This window comes from Synergistaceae bacterium (genome assembly GCA_012728235.1).
Taxonomy (GTDB): Bacteria; Synergistota; Synergistia; order Synergistales; family Synergistaceae; genus JAAYFL01.
This window is the reverse complement of the sequence record JAAYFL010000038.1, coordinates 26,110-45,451: the sequence shown is the minus strand read 5'-3', so window position 1 is coordinate 45,451 and position 19,342 is coordinate 26,110. Positions and strand designations below refer to the sequence as shown.

Here is a 19,342-nt window from a genome sequence, read left to right as displayed (position 1 = left end):
TTTATTTATAGTGCTTAATTTATTTTTTGTTCGCATTTATCTCTTTCAATACTGGCAAATGCGTTGTGGTTATGAATGCTTTCTTGGCTAGTTACAGATACACGAAACCAAGACACTCTCGTGTCTTGATCTAAAATAAGAGCTAGTTCACGAACAGCATCCTCTACAAAACGTGGATTTTTGTATGCACGTTCAGTAATTTCTTTTTCGTCTTCTCGTTTTAATATACTGTAAATAGGAGCGGAGCCACAAGAATCTCCGATTTCTGCCAACTCCTCTATCCACATCCATTCCTTCATACGCACTTCAATTTTCGCATAAGCACGCTGACTGTGAGCACCAAATTCCGAAATTTCTTTTGAACAGGGGCAAAGAGTTTGGATAGGAGCGGTTACTTCCGTAATTAAATCAAATTCGCTTCCTTTAAGAGTTGCCTTAAAAGCTACATCGTATCTCACTCGTCCCTCTGCTCCACTTATCGGAGCTTTTTTTGTTATAAAATAAGGGAAGTAAAATTCCGCATGTGCTTCATTCGCATTGAGACGTTCTTTTAAACTTTCTAACGTTTCTTCCATATTATGCAAAGTTACGCGTTTTTCTTGCATTGTCAGAACTTCTATGAATCTACTCATGTGCGTCCCTCTGTGGTCTTTTGGAAGGTGCACTGATAGGCTAACTTCTGCAACCGTATCCTGTACTTCGTACGATCTGTCAAGAACCTGAATAGGCCAAGAAATATTGCTTATCCCAACTTGGTCAATGGATAAATTACGATTGTCACGTTCGCTTTGGACATCTCTCATTACGATATATCCTCTCGATGACATATTACAGAGGAATTTTCTGTTTCCCAAACTTGAACTTCGTATAGTTCACAATTATCACGAATCAAAGCCTTATCTATTGTCTTAAATATCCACTGTGCAATATACTCGGCCGTAGGCTGCGGAATAATATCATTTATGTAAGAATGATCCAATTTTGAAATCACAAGTTCATTCACAATTCTTTTAACCTCAGTGAAATCAAAGACCATCCCCTCACTGTCAGGTGTACCTTTTAATACAACAGATAAGTGATATGTATGACCATGCAGTTTTTCGCATTTTCCGTTGTAGTTTACTAGATTATGTGCTGCATCAAATTTAAATTTTCTACATAGTAAAATGTCTTTCACTCCCTATACTTATTTTTATATCTAAATTCTATCATTAATAGCAGGAATACTTGTTGTCCTAGTTCATCTACTCAAATCAATCTCCGCTTGTGGGAGATATACTTTTTATTAAATCATCAGAGACTGGTTGTAGATAGGTCAAAAGCTCCCTCAAAAGTTCTATATTTTCCGTCTGTTGTGCTAATGAGAACAGTTCATTGAGCTGTTTAGCTTTAGGTCTAATTTTAAATGAGTGATAGAGTTGGTTTATTGCGTTATCCCAATCCTCATCTTTCTGAGTGAAGTTAGCAACAGCAAGCAGATGATATGCTAACTGTTCTTGTGCTTCATCTTTTTTCATCGGCATTATTAGAGCTCTTTCTATCCTTAAACGCTGTAATTTTGCATTCTTAGTTTTAGTTGCCGCTCTAAGGTTCTTATCCCCTATAAGGCCGCCACCTAAGAAAATTAGTCCTGATAGTGCAATAAACACCACTAATGCTGCGAAAATTTTATAAATTTGTGAATGTTTTACTTCCAACCAATCTGTCTTCTGAGGCAAAATTTCTCTGTTTGATATTGCAAAGGCAAAGGCTAACCATACCGTAATTTCTATTCTATGAAAGGGTCTGCTGAAAAGGGCGTCAAACCAAATAAGAAATACCATGGATATTGCCCATGTTGCTTCCATTGATAATCTTTTTTTTGAGACTAAAACTTTTATGAAGGATACAATCCACCATGCTCCCAAAGAAAAAAGTAGCAATCCTCCAAAAAGTCCAAACTCTGCAACCCATTGTAAATACTCACTATGTGCCCAGTAGGTGTATTGCCATTCCATTGACGGAAATTTTGACATGGCTATGATCTGTGCTTTTAAGTAGTGCCACTTAAAATGTCCAATTCCAACCCCTTTTATAGGGTTTTCACTTATCATGCTTAATGCTGTTTTCCAAATGCCGTCCCTTTTCCCAAATGTACCGGGGTTCATGAACATATCCATAGTTTTGTTTAAAAAGTAGTATGCTCTACTCAATCCAAGCTTCGCAAGTCCTATATTAAGAGCTAGAACAAGCATTACTATTACAACTGCTTGAGCAACTTTTTTCAGTTTAGCTCTGTCTTGTGCCGTATAAAATATTATTGCGATAATTATAGTTCCGGTTAATAGGGAAAGTACACCGGCACGAGTTGTTGAGTTCCACATCCCCCAAGAATTAAATGCAAGCAAAAGAAGATTAAAATATTTGAGCATCTTTTCTGTTCTGGAAGTTGTTTTATCTGAAGAATAGAGAGTGTTTAAATATATACTGTTCATTACAGCCATGGCTATCCATAAGCCAAACATTTCTTGTTGTCCTGTGTTGCCTATGTAGTTTCCGGGAACGTTCATTATAAATGAGAAAGGTGCATTAAGATCTCTGATTAACAACTCGGCAAACAAGACATTTACTGCGGCCGCCATGTTCGCCATCCATAGAACTAATTTGTGATATTTCTCTTCTTTAAATAAGTTGTAGCAAAATATATAAAGGCTCAATAAACTGGCAAAGAAATACCATTCTTTTAAGTAAGTGGACCAAGATGTAATCTCAACCCATAAAGGTTGAAGCGTGATATAACTTAGCATTAAAAACCATATTAAACCGAAGAAGTCTAACTCAAAATTAGTGCGATTTGCTCCAAAGACAAACAAGTTGACTCCTCCTATAATTGACAGGAGTGCAATCGGCACCATTGTATATGTCCATTTCATTATATGTAGGGTATCAAACCAGCTTGGTCCAGAAAATATTAGGTTTGGTATTGATAAAAGAAAAACAACAAAAAAGTAAAAAATAAATTTTGGTATGAGAGAGACACTCTGAACTTCAGTGATAATCAGTTGTTCGGAATGATTTATAATGTTTTTTAAATTCAAGACAAAATCTCCTTTGTTAAAACTATAAAAGACGAGGTTTTGTTATTTTCAACTATTCAGAATATCCACTCACGATGCTATCTTCAAATCTTGAATATTCTTTAAAAAAGACGAGATTGACTCTCCCTGTCGGTCCGGATCTGTTTTTTGCAATAATAACTTCGGCAGTCGAGTCTTGGCTTTCTTCATGTGCGTAATATGCGTCTCTGTAAAGAAATATTACCATGTCTGCGTCTTGCTCTATCGCACCGCTGTCACGAAGATCTGAGAGTTGAGGCTTCTTGCTTCCTCCCCGTTTCTCAACGTCACGTGAAAGTTGAGAAAGAGCAAGAACAGGTACTTTAAATTCTTTTGCAATCCCCTTTAATGCTCTTGATATCTCTGAAACTTCCTGCTGACGGTTTTCTGCTCTTCTTGCTGAATTCATTAGTTGGAGGTAGTCTAAAACGATTAAACCCTTCCCCGTTTTTTGTTTAGCAAAAAATCTCCTACAACGTGATCTTAGCTCCATTGTATCTAAAGTAGAGCTGTCATCTATAAAGATTGGTGCAGAAGAGAGATTTTTCGCAGCTGTGGAAAGATTATTCCACTGTTCATTTTGAATGCTTTTCGAAAGATACAGTTGCCGCAAATTTACTCTTGAAACAGAGGAAAGCATCCGTTGTGCTATTTGTTCTCCAGACATCTCTAGACTGAAGACCAGTGCAGGAATATCTTCCTGTAGTGCAACATGCTGGGCGACATTTATTGCCCATGCGGTTTTTCCCATGGAGGGTCTCGCCGCCAATATATAAAGGCTTCCTGCTTGAAGTCCTCCCGACATTTTATCGAAGTCCTTAAAGCCTGTTGGAACACCGGTCATGGATAATCCGCTAACCAGTCTCTTTTCTATATCACTTAACGCTAACTGCACTACCTGCTTTGAGTCTCGTATTGTAGTAGTGCTTCCTCCGCTGTGTGCTATTTGAAAAACCTTTTGTTCTGCTGTTTCTAGAATTTCATTAACTTCTTTGTCCTCTGCAAAACCTAGCTTTGTTATGTCGCTTCCTACTCTTATTAAGTTTCTATGTACTGATTTATCTCGTACTATACCTATGTGATAATCAACATTTGCTGTTGTGGTCACCGCATCCAAGAGGGCCGCGATGAAAGGCAATCCCCCCGTCTTCTCTTCAAGGTTGCGTTTTGTCAATTCATCTTTGAATGAAAGGGAATCCACTGGAATACCCTTTTCATACATGTCGCTCATCAATTCGAAAGCGACACGGTGTCTGGGATCATAAAAGTCTTCGGGCAGTAGCTCCTCAACAACAGAGCATAAAGCTTCTTTCTCAAGAAGACACGCACCAAGCACGGAGCGCTCTGCTTCAAGATTAAATGGGGGAATTCTTCCCGCTGCGCCGGCAACGTTCAAGTTATTCAGTCTCCACTTTCAATGTCATATCAGCTTCAACATTTGTGTATAGCCGAACTTTAAATGGATATGTACCTACTTGCTTGACTACATCGTCTAGTTTGATATCTTTTTTATCTACTATGACAGAATATGAGGATGCTATTTGGTCTGCAATTTGCGCAGTCGTAACACTTCCAAACAGTTTTTCTCCATCACCTGTAGTACTTTTTATAAGCACAACCTTGCCTGTTATTTTACTTTTTGCAGCTTCAGCAAGACTTAGTTTTTTATCGTCTTTTTCTTTTTGGGCTTTTTTTAACTCTTTGTTTTCACGAATCTTGCCCGATGTAGCTTCTTCTGCTAATCCACGGGCTATCAAGTAATTACGTGCATACCCATCTGAGACCTCGAGTATTTCTCCTTTTATTCCTACTTTTTTAACGTCTTGTTTTAAAATGACTTTCATTTCATTTTCCTCCTTATTAACTTGCGTAAATCATAACAGATATCAAAAATTCCAACTATATATAAAATATATGAAAGAGGTGCAAAAATTATGGATAAAATCACAAACATAACCTTAAGGACTCTGTGAACTTTACGTAATGTCATAAAATACCAAGCAAGAGACAATCCCTGAACTATAAAAACAGCCCTTAATATTTCTAAAAGATTAACAGATATTACCGTCAACTGTCTTACTTCAGGATAAGCCCTACTGGTTAAATCTATGATTAGCGAAGCAAACAAAGCCCAGAAAATATTCTGAGGACAACGCCATTCACTAAATGGAGGCATTTTTACAAGGGGTACATATTTCAGACGTTTTATTATGTACGATGAACAGTAATATGAAGCTAAGCTGTCCATAGCCGAGAAAAGTATAAGCATTGCGGGCATAAGTAATGATAAGTTATTAGCCATTGTTTTTATCTGTTCTTCAATAGAAGAAACGGAAAGTTGTGCTCCAACTTTTGGGAATACTTTTATTACAGAAGAAATTATTCCGGACGTAGCATCAGCATCTATAACGAAAGGATTAACCCCTATTATCTTTGAAAAAATAACAACGAGTATCATTTTTGAAAAAAGAGATGCGAGAATAGCAGCTAGCATATAGTCAGAAGCGCTTTTTACTTTAACTGAGATTACACCAAAGGCGATTCCTGTTAGGCAAAATAGTAACGCAAACATAAGCGAAGCAACGGGATCTAACAAAAAAAAGACTATGCCTGAAGCAATAAACGCTGATAAAAACGCTATTTTATGGCCATACCTTCTCGTTATCAACATAAAGGGAACGGGTGCGATAAGCACAAAAAATGTAGATGAGAGAGCAAATCCTATGGTAAAAACAAACATAGAAATACTTATAAAAACCCAAAGAATGAGTTCAATGATTTTTTTATTGTCCACTTCTAGTCCTCCGAATATTTATCTAAAAAAAGAGAGAGCCAAAGGCCCTCTCCTCATTATAACAGCTGTATTTAAAAATTAATCCTGTGAAAACGGAAGTAATGCGATTAATCTTGCACGTTTTATTGCTCTTGTTACTTGGCGCTGATGCTTCGCACATGCTCCTGTTACTCTACGCGGAACAATTTTTCCACGCTCTGTCACAAATTTTTTAAGTTTTTCAACTTCTTTATAATCTACGTGTTCAGCCTTTTCGACACAAAAATTACATACTTTTGGTCTACGCTTGCGACGCTTACGGTTAAATGAACCTTCCATTTAAGACTCCACCTCTTCCTAGAACGGTATCTCTACATCTCCCGGGCCATCTGAATCATCCATCTCTGACACATCTAATGGGAATTCTTCTTCAAATCCATCTTCTTCCCTCAAGCTCGCCATATCACCGGAAGGCACTGCATCAGTATGCTGTCCATATTCTCCTTGATAAGAAGCGGCTGAGGAGCGATCCGAATAATCGGATGTATCATTGCTGTCTCTTCTACCTGATCCCAAGAGCACTACATTTTCAGCTACTACTTCAGTCATCCAACGACGTTGGCCTGTTTTGGGATCGTCAAAACTTCTCACAGTAATGCGACCTTCTACTAGCACAGGGCGCCCCTTGCTTAGATATTTTTCTACGATATCTGCGGTAAAGCCCCACGAAACAACGGGAATAAAATCTGTTTGATTCTGTAGTTCTCCGGTTGCTCTGTTCTTCCACTGGCGTCCAACTGCTACCGTGAAACGAGCAAATTTTTGTTTGTTAGGGGTAAATCTCACATCAGGGTCTCTCGCAAGATTTCCCATTATAACAACTCGATTAAATCCTCGTGCCATTAAGTCTACTTCTCCTCCAAATTAACAACCATGTGTCGAATAACCTGGCTTTTCAATCTAAGGATTCGTTCCATTTCCTTGATTTGCGCGGGATCGAGCTTGAATGTGTAGAGAAGGTAAAAACCCTCAACTTGTTTTTCGATAGGATAGGCAAAACGCTTTTTACCCCAAAGATCAACTTTTTCTACTTCAGCTCCTAAACCACGCACGACCTCTGCAATTTCTTCTGAGACTGCATTGTGGTCCTCCAGATCTGCCTGAAGAATTACTACCATTTCATAAGATCGCACGAATAACACCTCCTCCCCTTGGTCTATGGTCTCTTCTTTTTGAAGAGACAGGGACATACAGCAAAATATTTTAACACTGACAACTTATCTTTGCAAGTTTTTGTCATTTGAAACTATTTCTATTTTATAAATCTGTTCACCTGAACGCACAAGATCAAACTGTTCTCGTGCTAATCTGGCAATGCCCTCAGGTGAGTTATAATAATCTATTTTTTGTTGCAGCTGATGGCTCTTTCGCTTTTCAAGGACAAGTTCTTCCATTTTCCTGTCCAATGCTTTTGAAAGTGTGTCCACTCTTTTTATTTCTCGAAAGAAGGAAGCTAACAAAACAACTAGAAGAAAAGTTACTATAGCGGAATATATTACCCATCTTAATCGAGGTGCTCTCATAATTTAGTTACTCCTATGATTTTTTAGATAAATTGCTACATTTTCTCAGGTGCAGACACACCAAGAATTTTTAATACATTTCCCAATGTAATACGAGCTGCTTCAATTAATAACAATCGAGTTTTCATGATAGACTCTTCCATACCAAGTACTCTTTCTGTATTGTAAAAAGCATGGAATGCTTCGGCTAAATCGGTTGCATAGTAAGCGATCTGGTGAGGGGCCAACTCTTCTGCAGCCTTGGATATTTCTTCAGGGAAACGCGATATCTCCCGTGCAAGAGCTGTCTCTAACGGACTGGTTAAAACTGATACGTCAAAATCTGTTGTTTCTGGCATTGCGATATTTCTTTCGGAAAGCTCTCTGTATATGCTGCAAATGCGTGCATATGCATATTGAACATAAAAAACTGGGTTCTCTGATGTCGCTTTCTTTGCGAGTTCAAGATCGAAATCCAAGGTGCTGTCACAACGGCGCATTACAAAGAAAAATCTGGTGGCGTCAACTCCAACCTCATCTATTATTTCTCGTAAGGTAATAATAGTGCCGGCTCGTTTTGACATCTGTACCGGTTTGCCATCTCGTAATAAATTAACCATCTGTATTAAGAGCACTTCTAAAGAATCTTCTTTATTGCCAAATGCTTTATTGGCAGACTTTATACGCGGGACATAGCCATGATGATCTGCTCCCCAAACGTAGATAAGCTTTTCAAATTTACGTTCGAACTTGTTGTTGAGATAAGCAACATCAGAAGTAAAGTAGGTAGGAACACCATTCTGTCTTATTAATACCCTATCTTTGTCATCTCCGAATAACGTCGACTTAAACCAGAGAGCACCATCCTGTTCGTAGGCGAAATCTCCACTTTTGAGAGCCTCCATGGCTGGTTCAATTAAATTATTTGTGTATAGTGTTTTTTCAGAAAACCATACGTCAAAATTCACGCCAAAATCTCCAAGATCTTTCTTGATCATTTCGAGAACCATTTTGACAGTTTCTTCTGAAAATATTTTAAGGGCTTCTTCTTTAGGTTTATCTGCCAAAGCTTTCCCATATTTTTCTACTAGTCTTTTGGCTATGTCTTCCATATATTCTCCGTGATAGCCATCTTCCGGAATGGGAGCCTCATCTCCTCGGCCAATCACTTCGAAATAGCGAGCTCGGGCGGATTCTCCTAGCAATTCAATTTGGAGACCTGCATCATTTACGTAAAATTCACGCTCCACATTCCATCCTGCAAAATCAAGAATGGATGCCGTTATGTCTCCGACGGCAGCGCCTCTCCCGTGTCCCAAATGAAGGGGACCCGTTGGATTTGCACTGACAAATTCAACTTGGATTTTTCGTGATTCCCCGTCGTTGGTTCTCCCGTAGTTTTCGCCCTTTTCTATGGCTGTCTGAACAGTGTCTGTAATCCATGTAGTATTCAGTGTAAAATTTAAAAAACCAGGACCTGCCACTTCTATGTTTTTCACGATATTGTTTTGGGGAAGTGCATCTATTATTTTAGCGGCAATCTGCCTTGGAGCTGTGCCAAAGGGCTTGGCCAATTGCATCGCAATATTTGAAGCCCAATCTCCATGACTTGCTTGTTTCGGTCGCTCTAATCCCACCGTAAAATTATTGGGAATCTCGCTTTTATTTTCTTTTGCCACCTTACATACTGCGTCATTTAATAGTTCTTTTAAATCTTTAATTATCTGTTGCAAACCTTAACACTCCCTCAAATATTAAAACTTACTTCCCTTTTCTAAATGGAAGATCTAATAACGGCCATCTCAAACAAGCATTTAACTCATCTCTCATAGTTAACGCCAAGTTCGAGTCTATTGAAGTCGTTTTTACAACCCACGTGCTGTCCGCTACAAGCTGTGCTTTCTTTGGCCAATGATTAATGGATTCATTTAACACGGCCTTGCTTCCTACTCCCAGTTTCTTAACGGATGGCTCCATGAGCAGGTTATATCCTTTTGGCATTTGCATGCGCACTTTCTGGTCCATAATGAAGGGGAAGCGAAGTGTATAGTTAGTACTTTCTACAATCATCTCTCCCACTCTGACCGGTATCCCCCCAGGAAGACGTAAAAGGAGATTGTTCGCATGTAGGATTCCTGCAGGACACTTTACATTAAATTTCATGTTGTAACCTGTTTTTTTAGGAGACACGCCTATCGGAATCAACTGCAGTCCCGGTAAGGCGAAGTTGATATGAGATGAAATAAATTCACTGAGATTTTCTTTTTCCGGCATATTTCCTGAGGATAAAAGAACTGTCCAACCCCCTGTTGCCGTAAAATCTAGTGTCCCCTGTGCAACACCATTTTCATCCATCTCCAACAGCCAAAGTAGCTCCAGTTTATGATCCGAAGGATTCCCGGAAGATATCCTCTTTTTTTCATACCCTTTTTCTTCTACCTTATCGTTGTGAACATAAAGCGTTGTGCCAACAAGATTTGGAGCAATCACACCAAAATCTGCAGCCTGCCCGGCCTGATACTGTTCCTGCTTCCCCTTAGCCGTATGTATGTTTAAGACCGGTGCCGTCCATGTTGTTCGGGATGCGGGGCTATCTTTGTCCAACTCACTTTCAGTTTGCCACCACACTTTTGTGTCCCAACCTAATTTCTTTAACCATTTATTGAGTATTAAGGTCTTTTCCCATGGTGTCCAAGGACCTTTTGCCGGAATCTGTTCTGTGGTACGCACCCAATTACTGGGATAATTTGTAAGAGTACGTGATGGATTTTGCATCCATTCCATTAGGGATATCCCCGCTTTTTCCGCATTCGAACTTAATTCAATGGGAAAGGGGAGAGTGGGAATAGAATCTGCCAAAACTTTCATCTCTTTCAAACTTTGTTCGACGCCTTTTTTAGAACTGAAGGTCAATGAGGGTCTTTTATAAACAACAAATCCCTTACCTGCCCAAGGAGCCTGATTCATAACTTGCCACTTGTAAGATTGAGTCCCTTTGTTTTTCATAATAACTGGTTCTTTTACATCTCTTGCAATCCAGTTAAGTTCAAGCCCCTCTGGAGTTTCAACAGTTACCACTTGCTCCCAAACGGGAAGAATGCCGGCCATTTCAATTGTGCTGTCTACACCGTACCTTTTCTTTTGAACCTCTTTCACATTCAGAACAATAGCTCTCCCAACAACCTCGTTTGTGGGTTGGATAACTTTTGCCAAGGCACCTCCGTCAAGCTGCTCGTCTCGCACGTTAAGCGTTCCTTCTTTCAAACCCGTCATTGGGTTATACCATGAAGCCTCCAAAACTTCGACGGATCCCTCTGCGGGAACGGGCAGTTTTATAGTCTTCAATGTTTCCGGAATATTCTCTCCTATTAAAATAATTGTCTGTCTATTGTTTTCCATGCTTCCGTCATTGAGCATTTTAAATTCATTATTTTTAAGCCAAATCAAAGCACCAGAACCGGAAAACCCATCGATTGACGGAGCCTCTTTGTTTAAGCGCCTGACTTCTGTTGCTGCGTCCCAAGCAAAAGATATGGATGTTAAAGAAATTAAAAAACTTAAGGTTAGGCCAAAAAATAAATATTTTTTCAAGGTAAGATACCCCCTATTAGTCTCCTCTGCCGCAACACTGTTTATATTTTTTGCCGCTTCCACAGGGACAAGGCTCATTGCGACCAACTTTGTTTTCTTTCACTATCGTCTTTGTTCTCTGTGCAGTAGCTAAGGCTCCAGGGTTCTCTATATCGTCTCCATAAGCCGAAAAGCCTGATATATCAATAGTATCTCGACCCTCTGTCCAATTTTTCTTTTCGTCCCTTCTATCTGTTACAACAGAAACTTTGAGTGCATATTCTGTGACACCTTCTCTGATTTGCACCAAAGTATTTTGAAATAGATTGAACGACTCAAACTGATATTCTAATAACGGATCTTTCTGACCTATCGCCCTTAGACCTATTCCTCTTCTAAGCTCATCCATGGCTAGCAAGTGTTCTTTCCAGTTTGTGTCAAGAACTTCTAAAAAGATATATCGGAATATGTTGTTTGCAACTTCTATTCCTAATTCTTGCACCTTTAAGTTAAAGCGAGTGACAATTTCATCAAGCAAAAGCGGAGTCGATTCATCAAGATCTGCTTGTGTTTGTACATTTTCTATATGCTTTGATATACCTGGCCAGTAAAGAGCATTAAGCCTTACACTTACAGCTTGTAAAGTTGACTCAACATCATCGCCTTCTGCGAATATTCTTTCAAGTAGTGCACGTGCTGTGTCTTGAAATATATCTTTTGTTCTTTCTATAATGTCCTCGTCATTAAGAATCTCTGATCGTTCCGTGTATATAGCTTCACGCTGCTGATTCATTACATTATCAAAAGCGAGCAGCTGTTTTCTCATATCAAAATGCATCTCTTCTACTTTTTTTTGTGCATTCTCTATGGCTTTAGTCAAAAGAGGGTGTTCAATACAATCCCCTTCGCTCATTCCGAGCCTTTCCATAATTCCCTGTATGCGTTCTCCGCCAAACAGGCGTATGATATCATCCTCAAGTGCTATATAGAAACGACTTTCGCCAGGGTCTCCCTGTCTTCCAGAGCGTCCTCTAAGCTGGTTATCAATGCGCCTAGATTCGTGACGCTCTGTTCCAATAACTCTTAGTCCTCCAGCCCTCAGAACTTTTGCACCCTCCTCGGCACAAGAAGTACGAAATTCGTTGAGAAGCAGGTTATATCCTTCTAAATCTGTCTTTGGTTCCTTCCCTTGCTTTAACAATTCTTCCTTCGCCAGAGATTCGGGATTGCCTCCCAGTATTATGTCCGTTCCTCTTCCCGCCATATTGGTGGCTACTGTTACGGCTCCTAGGCGTCCCGCTTGAGCTATTATCATAGCTTCTTTATCGTGTACTTTAGCGTTTAACACGTTGTGTTTTATTTTACGAACGTTCAAAAGCTTGCTTATCTGCTCTGAATGTTCAATTGAAGTGGTTCCGACAAGAACCGGCTGTCCGTTTCTGTGACACTCGGCAACTTCATCTGCAGCCGCGTTATACTTTTCAAGAACTGTTTTATAAATTGCATCCGGATTGTCAATGCGTATCATAGGTTTGTGTGTTGGGATTACAAGTACTTTCAGACCGTATATTTCTTTGAATTCCTCTGCCTCTGTAAGAGCAGTTCCAGTCATACCTGCTAATTTTTTATACATTCTAAAATAGTTTTGAAGGGTAATGGTTGCCAAAGTCTGGCTTTCTGAACCAACCGTAACACGTTCCTTTGCTTCTATTGCTTGGTGAAGCCCATCAGAGTATCTACGGCCAAACATAAGACGCCCTGTAAATTCATCCACTATGATTATCTCATTGTCTTTAACTACGTAGTGTACATCTCTCTGAAAAAGATGGTGAGCCTTTAAAGCTTGTACAATCTTGTGTGTCAATGCTGAATTCGTAAAGTCCGTGAATAAATTGGGCAGATTCATGATTTTTTCTGTTTTTAAAATACCAGCCTCTGTTAAAGCCAGGTTTTGTTCTTTTTCCTCTACTTCGAAGTCGACACCTTTAACAAGATCTCTTGCTACTGAGTCCGCTCTTTTATAAGCATCTGTATCGTCTTCAGAGGGACCAGATATTATGAGGGGAGTTCTTGCTTCGTCTATTAATATTGAGTCAACTTCGTCAACAATACAGAATTCATATCCTCTTTGGACTTGTTGTCCCTTTTGAACTGCCATGTTGTCTCTTAGATAATCGAATCCAAACTCAGTGTTTGTTCCATAAGTAATATCTTGACTATAGGCTTCAAGACGCTCTTCCTGTGTCATGAAAGGCGACAAAATCCCTATAGTAAGTCCTAGCCCATTGTAAACAGGGGTCATCCACTCAGCATCTCGCTTTGCAAGGTAATCATTAACCGTTACTACGTGAACACCGTTACCTGCTATTGCATTTAGTGCTACGGCAAGTGTAGCCACAAGCGTTTTCCCTTCCCCTGTTTTCATTTCAGCTATGCTGCCGTCATTTAAAGCCATCCCGCCTATTAGCTGTTCTTTAAAGTGGCGTAAGCCTAACGTTCTTACTGAAACCTCCCTAACTCTTGCAAAAACTTCAGGAAGAATATCTTCTAAAGTTTCTCCTTTTTCTAAACGTGTTCGAAAAATAGAGACGGACTGTGCTAGTTCTTGATCTGTAAGTTCTTTTACTCTATCCTCATAAGAATCTATTATATCTGCTATTTTTTCATATTTAGCTATCGCTCGATCATTAGGATCGTAACCCAATGCTTTTATTATTCCGCTAAAAATGCCCAATCTCTATTCCACCCTTCAAAAACAAAACACCTTCATAATTACTGCTTTTTGTCGTTCGGTGATTATATCCTTTAGTATGTATGACCGTCAAAGTAAAACGGCTTAAGTTATAAACCGGCCATCATTAAAGCAAATACTTTTGTCTCATTTAACATATGTTCAATTTTTGAGTATTCATTTGGCATATGAGCAACCGCATCCTCTTGTCCCCAGACTACAACAGGGATCCCCTCTTTGCGCAAATAGGCAGCACATGTCCCGCCTCCAATGCCTCCTATTTTGGGAGTTATCGGTATTACCTGTAGTAATGACCTTTGTAATAAATCCACTACAGGAGCATCTGGCGATGTTGCTGCAGGGGCCTGCTCTTTTTGTATAAACTTGTACTGAATTTTAGTTTTTGTCCTATCTGAAAATTTCTTTATTTCTGAATCTATGACCTTAGAAATTTTATCAATATTGATTGAGGGCAAAATTCTACAATCAAAACAGAAAAGCTCTCTGCCCGGGACTGTGTTTATATTTTCAACATTTGTAATGCGACGTGTCGGTTCAAATGTTGAAATAGAGGGTGAAAAAAGGCTATTCATATCTGGGAAAGCTGAGTGCAAAGCCATGTCAAGTGATACTGAGAATTCATTTGCGACTCGGCAAGAATTGTTACCGAGGTTCGGTGTACTAGCATGCACCTGTTCCCCGATAACTTCAAACTCAATCCAACATGTGCTTTTTTCAGCGATCTGAATGAAACTACCATCACTGCTACCTGCATCGGGAACTACTATAAGATCGTCCTTGTTGAAGAGATTCTGTTTCATCAGATAACGAATGCCATGTTCACTGCCAACCTCTTCTGAAGCTACAAAACAGAGGCATATTTCAAATTGAGGAGTCACCTTGTTTTCCAACAAAGCAAGTAGAGAATAGAGTGATGCAACTATCTCTTGTCCATTGTCGCTGCTACCTCTACCATAAAGCTTGCCATCTTTAAAAAACGCTTGGAATGGGTCTGTCATCCAAAGAGAAAGGTCGCCGGCCGGAACAACATCCACATGAGAAATAATCCATAACCGTTTTTTTGTCTTGCCCTTTATTTTGACAATAATGTTAGGACGAACACCTCGTTCAGCAGCAGAATCCTCCGAATTATAAACCTTCACTTCGTCTAGTCCGAGTTGCTTGAGTTTCTCCAATATATATTCCGCTTTTCTGTACTCGCCCAATCCGCCGTCAATAGGATTAATCGCAGGAATTGATATCAATTCAGATAGAGTTTTTATCATATCCGTTTTAAAAAGCTCGATGGTATTAAATAATTTTTCTTTCACTTGAGTTCTGCCTTTTTTAATTAATTTAAACGTTTCTAATTTTACAAATTAGTAAAGCATATCTACACTTTTTATGAGGTAATCAGCACCTGAGAGCACCGTCAACAACATAGCAATCCACATTACTATTATTGCTCCTGGCAAATTAAATATGAGGGCGATTACCCCCAATATTTGACTTATCGTCTTGTATTTGCCTAGCTTTGATGCTGCGATGACCACTCCCTCAGAAGCGGCTATCATTCTGAGTCCCGTCACCATAAACTCTCTGGCCACAATAATTACAACCATCCAAGCTGGAATTCTATGCAATTCTACCAACGCAACTAGCACCGCTACAACCATTATTTTATCCGCAAGAGGATCAATGAATTTGCCAAGGGTCGTCACTTGTCCCTGTTTTCTGGCAATATATCCATCAGCGGCATCTGTGATTGAGGCTACTATAAATATAAATCCCGCGATTAGATCTCCAATACTTACCCCTTCAATAAAACCGAACTGGGTTCTCAATGTCAAAAAAACCATCACGACTGGAACAAGAAAAACTCGTGATAGACTCAAAATATTAGGTAAATTTAATGGGGACATTGACATTCTCCTCCGTAAAATTATTCTCTTCTTTATATATTTATTAAAAAACAATAATACTCATAAGTTTTTATTAATAACTCATATAATTTTATAACTATTTTTTTGAGAATTTAACAATTGTAACACCATATCCGCCTTCTTCTGGAGCTCCCAGATTATGTTCAACGACGTAAGGAATGCTTTTGCATAACAGTTGAATTTCTTTTCTAAGTATACCCTCACCTCTGCCATGTATAACTGTTACCGAATCATACCCGGCTCTATACGCCTTATCTAAGTACTGCTCTACCATAGGGATAGCTTCATCTTTGGTCATATTTCTAACCATTATTGAACTCGGTACTCCAGTAGGGCGTGGTATTTTTATCTGAAAATTAGGGGTATTCCTTTTTGTTTTTTCCTCTGTTATTTTCGTTAATCTTGCCAAAGGAACATCTATTTCTAACGCTCCTACTCTAAGCTTTGCTTTATTCCTCTTGACGTTAATCACTGTTGCGCTGCCTTTTGTCCCTATTATGCTGACTGTATCTCCAACCATTAGTTTTTCTTTAGAAGCAACGACAGATTGTTTTGCGATTTTTTTCTCGTTTCTATCTTCTATTGACTTTTGTATTTTGTTGAAGTGCAATCTCTTTTTTTCAAGCTCTCTTCTTGCTTCAGATTCGACCTTGGCATCCTCTATTTTTTTTATAAGAGCTTTAGCGGAGTTTTCTGCATTTTTTACTATGCTTAACGCTTTTTGGTCAGCTTTGCCTATTAAATCATCACGTTTTTCAACTATTTCAGAAATTTTATTTTCGTATTCTTTCCTAACTCTTTCTAATGTTCCCCTGAGTTTATTAACCTCATTTTTCTCTCGCTCTAAGTTTTCATTTTTTGTGTGCAATTCATTAATAAGCTCAATCATATTCACTTCATTGTCTTTTATAACCGCACTCGCTCTCATTACTATATCCTCAGGTAATCCGAGTTTTTCTGCTATCAACAATGCGTTGCTACGGCCTGGAATACCTATGAGTATTTTATAAGTTGGAGAAAGAGTAGACGTGTTAAACTCTACTCCTGCAGTTTCTATCAATTCTTTTGAAAGTGCATATTTCTTTATTGGGTTGTGATGCGTAGTAGCGAGAACTAAGGCCTTTTTTTCAAGAAGCCAATCGAGCAGGGCAATGCCCAGTGCAGCTCCTTCCTCTGGATCTGTTCCCGCACCAAGTTCATCAAGAATTATAAGAGATTTTGGTGTAACTTTTTTAAGTATATCCTTTATGTGAGTAACGTGCCCACTGAATGTAGATAAGCTTTGTTCTATGCTTTGCTCATCACCAATATCTGCAAACAGTTCTCCTATATCGCCAATAAGAGAGCCTTCACTTGCCGGGATTGGAAATCCCATCCAGCCCAAAGTTATACATATTCCAGCTGTTTTTAGAGCAACTGTTTTGCCCCCGGTATTGGGCCCTGTTATTACTAAGATACGGTAGTTTTTACCGCAATTTATTTCGATAGGAACCGCTTTTTCCCCAAGCAGTGGATGTTTGGCTCCTTTAAAATCAAACATTATATTCTCCGTTAATTGTGGAGTTTGCCAATTATTCAGCCTTTGCATTTCTGATAGTGCAAAAAACAAATCCAATGTTCCTAAAACACTCTCTGCATCAAGGATGGCTCTTATTCTTTTTGTTATTATCCCTGTTAATTCTCGTAGAATACGCTGTTCTTCCTGTGTTTCAACGTTAAAGGCAGTGCTGTATTCATTATTAAGCTTTAAGAGTGAGTGCGGTTCCATGTAAACGCTATTTCCGGAACTTGAACGATCTACAACTGTGCCAGGGAAAAGACTTAAAGCATCTTCTCGAACTATAACCGTATAGCGGCCATTTCTGATGGTTAGAACTCGTTCTTGCAACATTGATGCAGTAGATGGATTATTCAGAATAAAATGACTTTTTTTGCGAATAGCATCTCGAAGAGAGCGAGAGGCTTCTCTCGCTTTTTTGAGCTTATCTGAAGCGTTATCATATAATCTACCATCGAGATCCAGCACATTCAGAGCATCTATTTCATGCACAAAATCACGCAAAATCTTTGTAAAATAAGAAAATTCCGGATATTTATCCAGTTCTGACAAGAAACATATTCTTAACCGTGAAACAAGTATTAGTAGTATCTTTATTTTTAGAAGGTCGGGGCCAGAAAGGAATCCTGTATCTGATGCTTCTTCCAAAAGAGATATGACGGAGGCTAAGTCTTTATTCCACGGCAGTTCACCGTTTTTTTCACAATACCTTTTAACTGCAATAAAAAGATTTTGTCTTTTTCTTAACTCATTAATCTCTTCCGCTGGTTCTACTTTTAAAGCGACATTCACTCCCAGTTCGCTACGACACTGTTTTGAAATAAGGGAGAGAACTTTATCAATCTCTAAGTTTTTAAACGCTTTTTCATCAACATACATTTCGAATTACTTCCAGAGAACATTAAAATCGTGCATGACTAATGTTCCATTTCGTTCTTAGGGTAATTGGAGCCTGTGCGATAGGGGCGAAGTATTTCTTCAAGTGTACCTTCCGGCAAGCTTGAAGCATTGGGAAAGAGTTTAAAGTCTACTAGCAAATGCCTAACAGTTGGCCAATGTCTTCCCGAATAACGAAGTATATCGCTTGAAGACATCCATGTAGGGCTTGCAACGGGAGAGAGTAGAAACCCAGATATCAATACAACATATATGACTAAAGCCGTCTTTATCAACCCAGAGAAAAAACCAAGCAGTTTATCCATTCCACCCATACTGGCCGCAGAAATTACACTTTTGAAAGCACTTCTAAAAATTGCAATGATAATCGTTGTTAAGAGCCATACAATGATTATTGCAATGAATTGCGCTAAATAGCTGTTCATTCCCAAAATACTTTCTAGGACTGTGCCCAAAGTACCGGAAAATTTAAAAGAAAGGTAAATAGAGCAAACAAGCCCCAATAAGGTTATTGCCTCACCAATAAAGCCTCGAAAAATCCCTCTTATTACAAAATAACAACCTAAGATTACAAAAAAAATATCTAATGCATGCCAGTGAGCAAACATCAGTCTTCCAGTTCCTCTATATTGTCGATTAATCCCTTGAGTTTCAGTGCGATACTGTTGCTTTTATGGGAAATTGACATTAGAGCAAGAAAAAGCCGCTCTTCTTGAGTGAGTTGGGGGGAGAAGGAAGAAACTGCGTCTTGGACAGTACGAACTATTGAACAGAAAAAATTTTCTTCCAGAGGCGTACTTAGTGTATATCTTTGGCGACCAACTACAAAGGAATATTTCCCGTCTTCTGTTTTTTTTATCTCCGACATATCTCCCATCTGCGACTGCCCCCTCTCTACAAAATCTCAACGCTAAAAAATCGTATGCTCTTTCTCTTCCTCTTCTTCTTTTTTTTCATCAGGAATCATAGACTGCATGCGTCCCAATAACCCTTGAAGCTTATTGGTAATTTCAGTCTTTTCTCCTTCATTTTCGTTGCTTCTTCTGGATAAGTCTTCTTGAAGCTGGAGAATCTCAAGATCTCTATCCTCAATGACACTGAGAAGTTCTTTGTTTTCTCGCAAAAGGCTGCTATTTTCTTCCTTCAAGTTCTTCATAAAAGAGTCAATTTTATCTATAGCCTTTTCTATATTTTCTATTTGCTGCATTATTTA

The 19,342-nt window shown here is 39.0% G+C and carries 19 protein-coding genes; all 19 read right to left on the bottom strand.

The annotated features are described in order from the left end of the window. Nucleotides 1–14: 14 nt before the first annotated feature. Nucleotides 15–803 (bottom strand): GTP cyclohydrolase I FolE2, encoded by a 789-nt coding sequence (locus GXZ13_03050; protein NLX74815.1) that lies wholly within the window; start codon nucleotides 801–803, stop codon nucleotides 15–17. Next, entirely contained in the window at nucleotides 803–1,168 is a 366-nt protein-coding gene (gene queD / locus GXZ13_03045) for a 6-carboxytetrahydropterin synthase QueD (protein ID NLX74814.1), read from the bottom strand. The genes GXZ13_03050 and queD overlap by 1 nt, the downstream gene beginning before the upstream one ends. A gap of 85 nt (nucleotides 1,169–1,253) precedes the next feature. Beyond that, complete coding sequence (locus tag GXZ13_03040; protein NLX74813.1) at nucleotides 1,254–3,077, bottom strand: O-antigen ligase family protein; 1,824 nt, start codon at nucleotides 3,075–3,077, stop codon at nucleotides 1,254–1,256. A 52-nt stretch (nucleotides 3,078–3,129) separates the two neighbouring features. Further along, nucleotides 3,130–4,491: a replicative DNA helicase gene (dnaB, locus tag GXZ13_03035; protein NLX74812.1), complete on the bottom strand. Its 1,362-nt coding sequence runs from the start codon at nucleotides 4,489–4,491 to the stop codon at nucleotides 3,130–3,132. 1 nt (nucleotide 4,492) lies between these two features. Further along, nucleotides 4,493–4,939, bottom strand: a complete 447-nt coding sequence (rplI, locus tag GXZ13_03030) for a 50S ribosomal protein L9 (protein ID NLX74811.1) — start codon at nucleotides 4,937–4,939, stop codon at nucleotides 4,493–4,495. Then, the gene (locus tag GXZ13_03025) at nucleotides 4,936–5,889 is read right to left on the bottom strand and encodes a DUF2232 domain-containing protein (GenBank protein ID NLX74810.1); all 954 of its coding nucleotides are present in this window, start codon (nucleotides 5,887–5,889) and stop codon (nucleotides 4,936–4,938) included. The genes rplI and GXZ13_03025 overlap by 4 nt, the downstream gene beginning before the upstream one ends. Before the next feature lie 78 nt (nucleotides 5,890–5,967). Then, entirely contained in the window at nucleotides 5,968–6,207 is a 240-nt protein-coding gene (locus tag GXZ13_03020; protein ID NLX74809.1) for a 30S ribosomal protein S18, read from the bottom strand. An 18-nt stretch (nucleotides 6,208–6,225) separates the two neighbouring features. Next, nucleotides 6,226–6,771, bottom strand: coding sequence for a single-stranded DNA-binding protein (gene ssb, locus GXZ13_03015; GenBank protein NLX74808.1), 546 nt, complete (start codon nucleotides 6,769–6,771; stop codon nucleotides 6,226–6,228). 5 nt (nucleotides 6,772–6,776) lie between these two features. Beyond that, entirely contained in the window at nucleotides 6,777–7,061 is a 285-nt protein-coding gene (gene rpsF, locus GXZ13_03010) for a 30S ribosomal protein S6 (protein NLX74807.1), read from the bottom strand. Nucleotides 7,062–7,145: 84 nt separating this feature from the next. Then, nucleotides 7,146–7,451: a septum formation initiator gene (locus GXZ13_03005; protein NLX74806.1), complete on the bottom strand. Its 306-nt coding sequence runs from the start codon at nucleotides 7,449–7,451 to the stop codon at nucleotides 7,146–7,148. 35 nt (nucleotides 7,452–7,486) lie between these two features. Next, nucleotides 7,487–9,163, bottom strand: a complete 1,677-nt coding sequence (locus GXZ13_03000; GenBank protein ID NLX74805.1) for an arginine--tRNA ligase — start codon at nucleotides 9,161–9,163, stop codon at nucleotides 7,487–7,489. Between the two features lie 28 nt (nucleotides 9,164–9,191). Beyond that, entirely contained in the window at nucleotides 9,192–11,021 is a 1,830-nt protein-coding gene (locus tag GXZ13_02995; protein ID NLX74804.1) for a hypothetical protein, read from the bottom strand. Nucleotides 11,022–11,037: 16 nt separating this feature from the next. Next, a complete protein-coding gene (secA, locus tag GXZ13_02990; GenBank protein ID NLX74803.1) occupies nucleotides 11,038–13,728 on the bottom strand; it encodes a preprotein translocase subunit SecA in 2,691 nt (896 codons plus the stop codon). A gap of 113 nt (nucleotides 13,729–13,841) precedes the next feature. Further along, complete coding sequence (locus GXZ13_02985) at nucleotides 13,842–15,062, bottom strand: M20 family metallo-hydrolase (GenBank protein NLX74802.1); 1,221 nt, start codon at nucleotides 15,060–15,062, stop codon at nucleotides 13,842–13,844. Between the two features lie 48 nt (nucleotides 15,063–15,110). Continuing rightward, a complete protein-coding gene (gene pgsA / locus GXZ13_02980; GenBank protein NLX74801.1) occupies nucleotides 15,111–15,653 on the bottom strand; it encodes a CDP-diacylglycerol--glycerol-3-phosphate 3-phosphatidyltransferase in 543 nt (180 codons plus the stop codon). Between the two features lie 97 nt (nucleotides 15,654–15,750). Then, nucleotides 15,751–18,111: an endonuclease MutS2 gene (locus GXZ13_02975; GenBank protein ID NLX74800.1), complete on the bottom strand. Its 2,361-nt coding sequence runs from the start codon at nucleotides 18,109–18,111 to the stop codon at nucleotides 15,751–15,753. 38 nt (nucleotides 18,112–18,149) lie between these two features. Then, a complete protein-coding gene (locus tag GXZ13_02970; GenBank protein ID NLX74799.1) occupies nucleotides 18,150–18,737 on the bottom strand; it encodes a CvpA family protein in 588 nt (195 codons plus the stop codon). After that, nucleotides 18,737–19,006, bottom strand: coding sequence for a cell division protein ZapA (locus GXZ13_02965; protein ID NLX74798.1), 270 nt, complete (start codon nucleotides 19,004–19,006; stop codon nucleotides 18,737–18,739). The genes GXZ13_02970 and GXZ13_02965 overlap by 1 nt, the downstream gene beginning before the upstream one ends. A 33-nt stretch (nucleotides 19,007–19,039) precedes the next feature. Next, nucleotides 19,040–19,336 (bottom strand): hypothetical protein, encoded by a 297-nt coding sequence (locus GXZ13_02960; GenBank protein NLX74797.1) that lies wholly within the window; start codon nucleotides 19,334–19,336, stop codon nucleotides 19,040–19,042. Nucleotides 19,337–19,342: the final 6 nt, after the last annotated feature.

Coding starts and splice junctions, on each gene's coding strand:
- GXZ13_03005 (NLX74806.1), bottom strand. CDS start 7,451: ATGAGAGCACCTCGATTAAGATGGGTAATATATTCCGCTATAGTAACT.
- GXZ13_02965 (NLX74798.1), bottom strand. CDS start 19,006: ATGGGAGATATGTCGGAGATAAAAAAAACAGAAGACGGGAAATATTCC.
- GXZ13_03050 (NLX74815.1), bottom strand. CDS start 803: ATGAGAGATGTCCAAAGCGAACGTGACAATCGTAATTTATCCATTGAC.
- rplI (NLX74811.1), bottom strand. CDS start 4,939: ATGAAAGTCATTTTAAAACAAGACGTTAAAAAAGTAGGAATAAAAGGA.
- pgsA (NLX74801.1), bottom strand. CDS start 15,653: ATGTCCCCATTAAATTTACCTAATATTTTGAGTCTATCACGAGTTTTT.
- GXZ13_02970 (NLX74799.1), bottom strand. CDS start 18,737: ATGTTTGCTCACTGGCATGCATTAGATATTTTTTTTGTAATCTTAGGT.
- ssb (NLX74808.1), bottom strand. CDS start 6,771: ATGGCACGAGGATTTAATCGAGTTGTTATAATGGGAAATCTTGCGAGA.
- GXZ13_02960 (NLX74797.1), bottom strand. CDS start 19,336: ATGCAGCAAATAGAAAATATAGAAAAGGCTATAGATAAAATTGACTCT.
- GXZ13_02975 (NLX74800.1), bottom strand. CDS start 18,111: ATGTATGTTGATGAAAAAGCGTTTAAAAACTTAGAGATTGATAAAGTT.
- GXZ13_03020 (NLX74809.1), bottom strand. CDS start 6,207: ATGGAAGGTTCATTTAACCGTAAGCGTCGCAAGCGTAGACCAAAAGTA.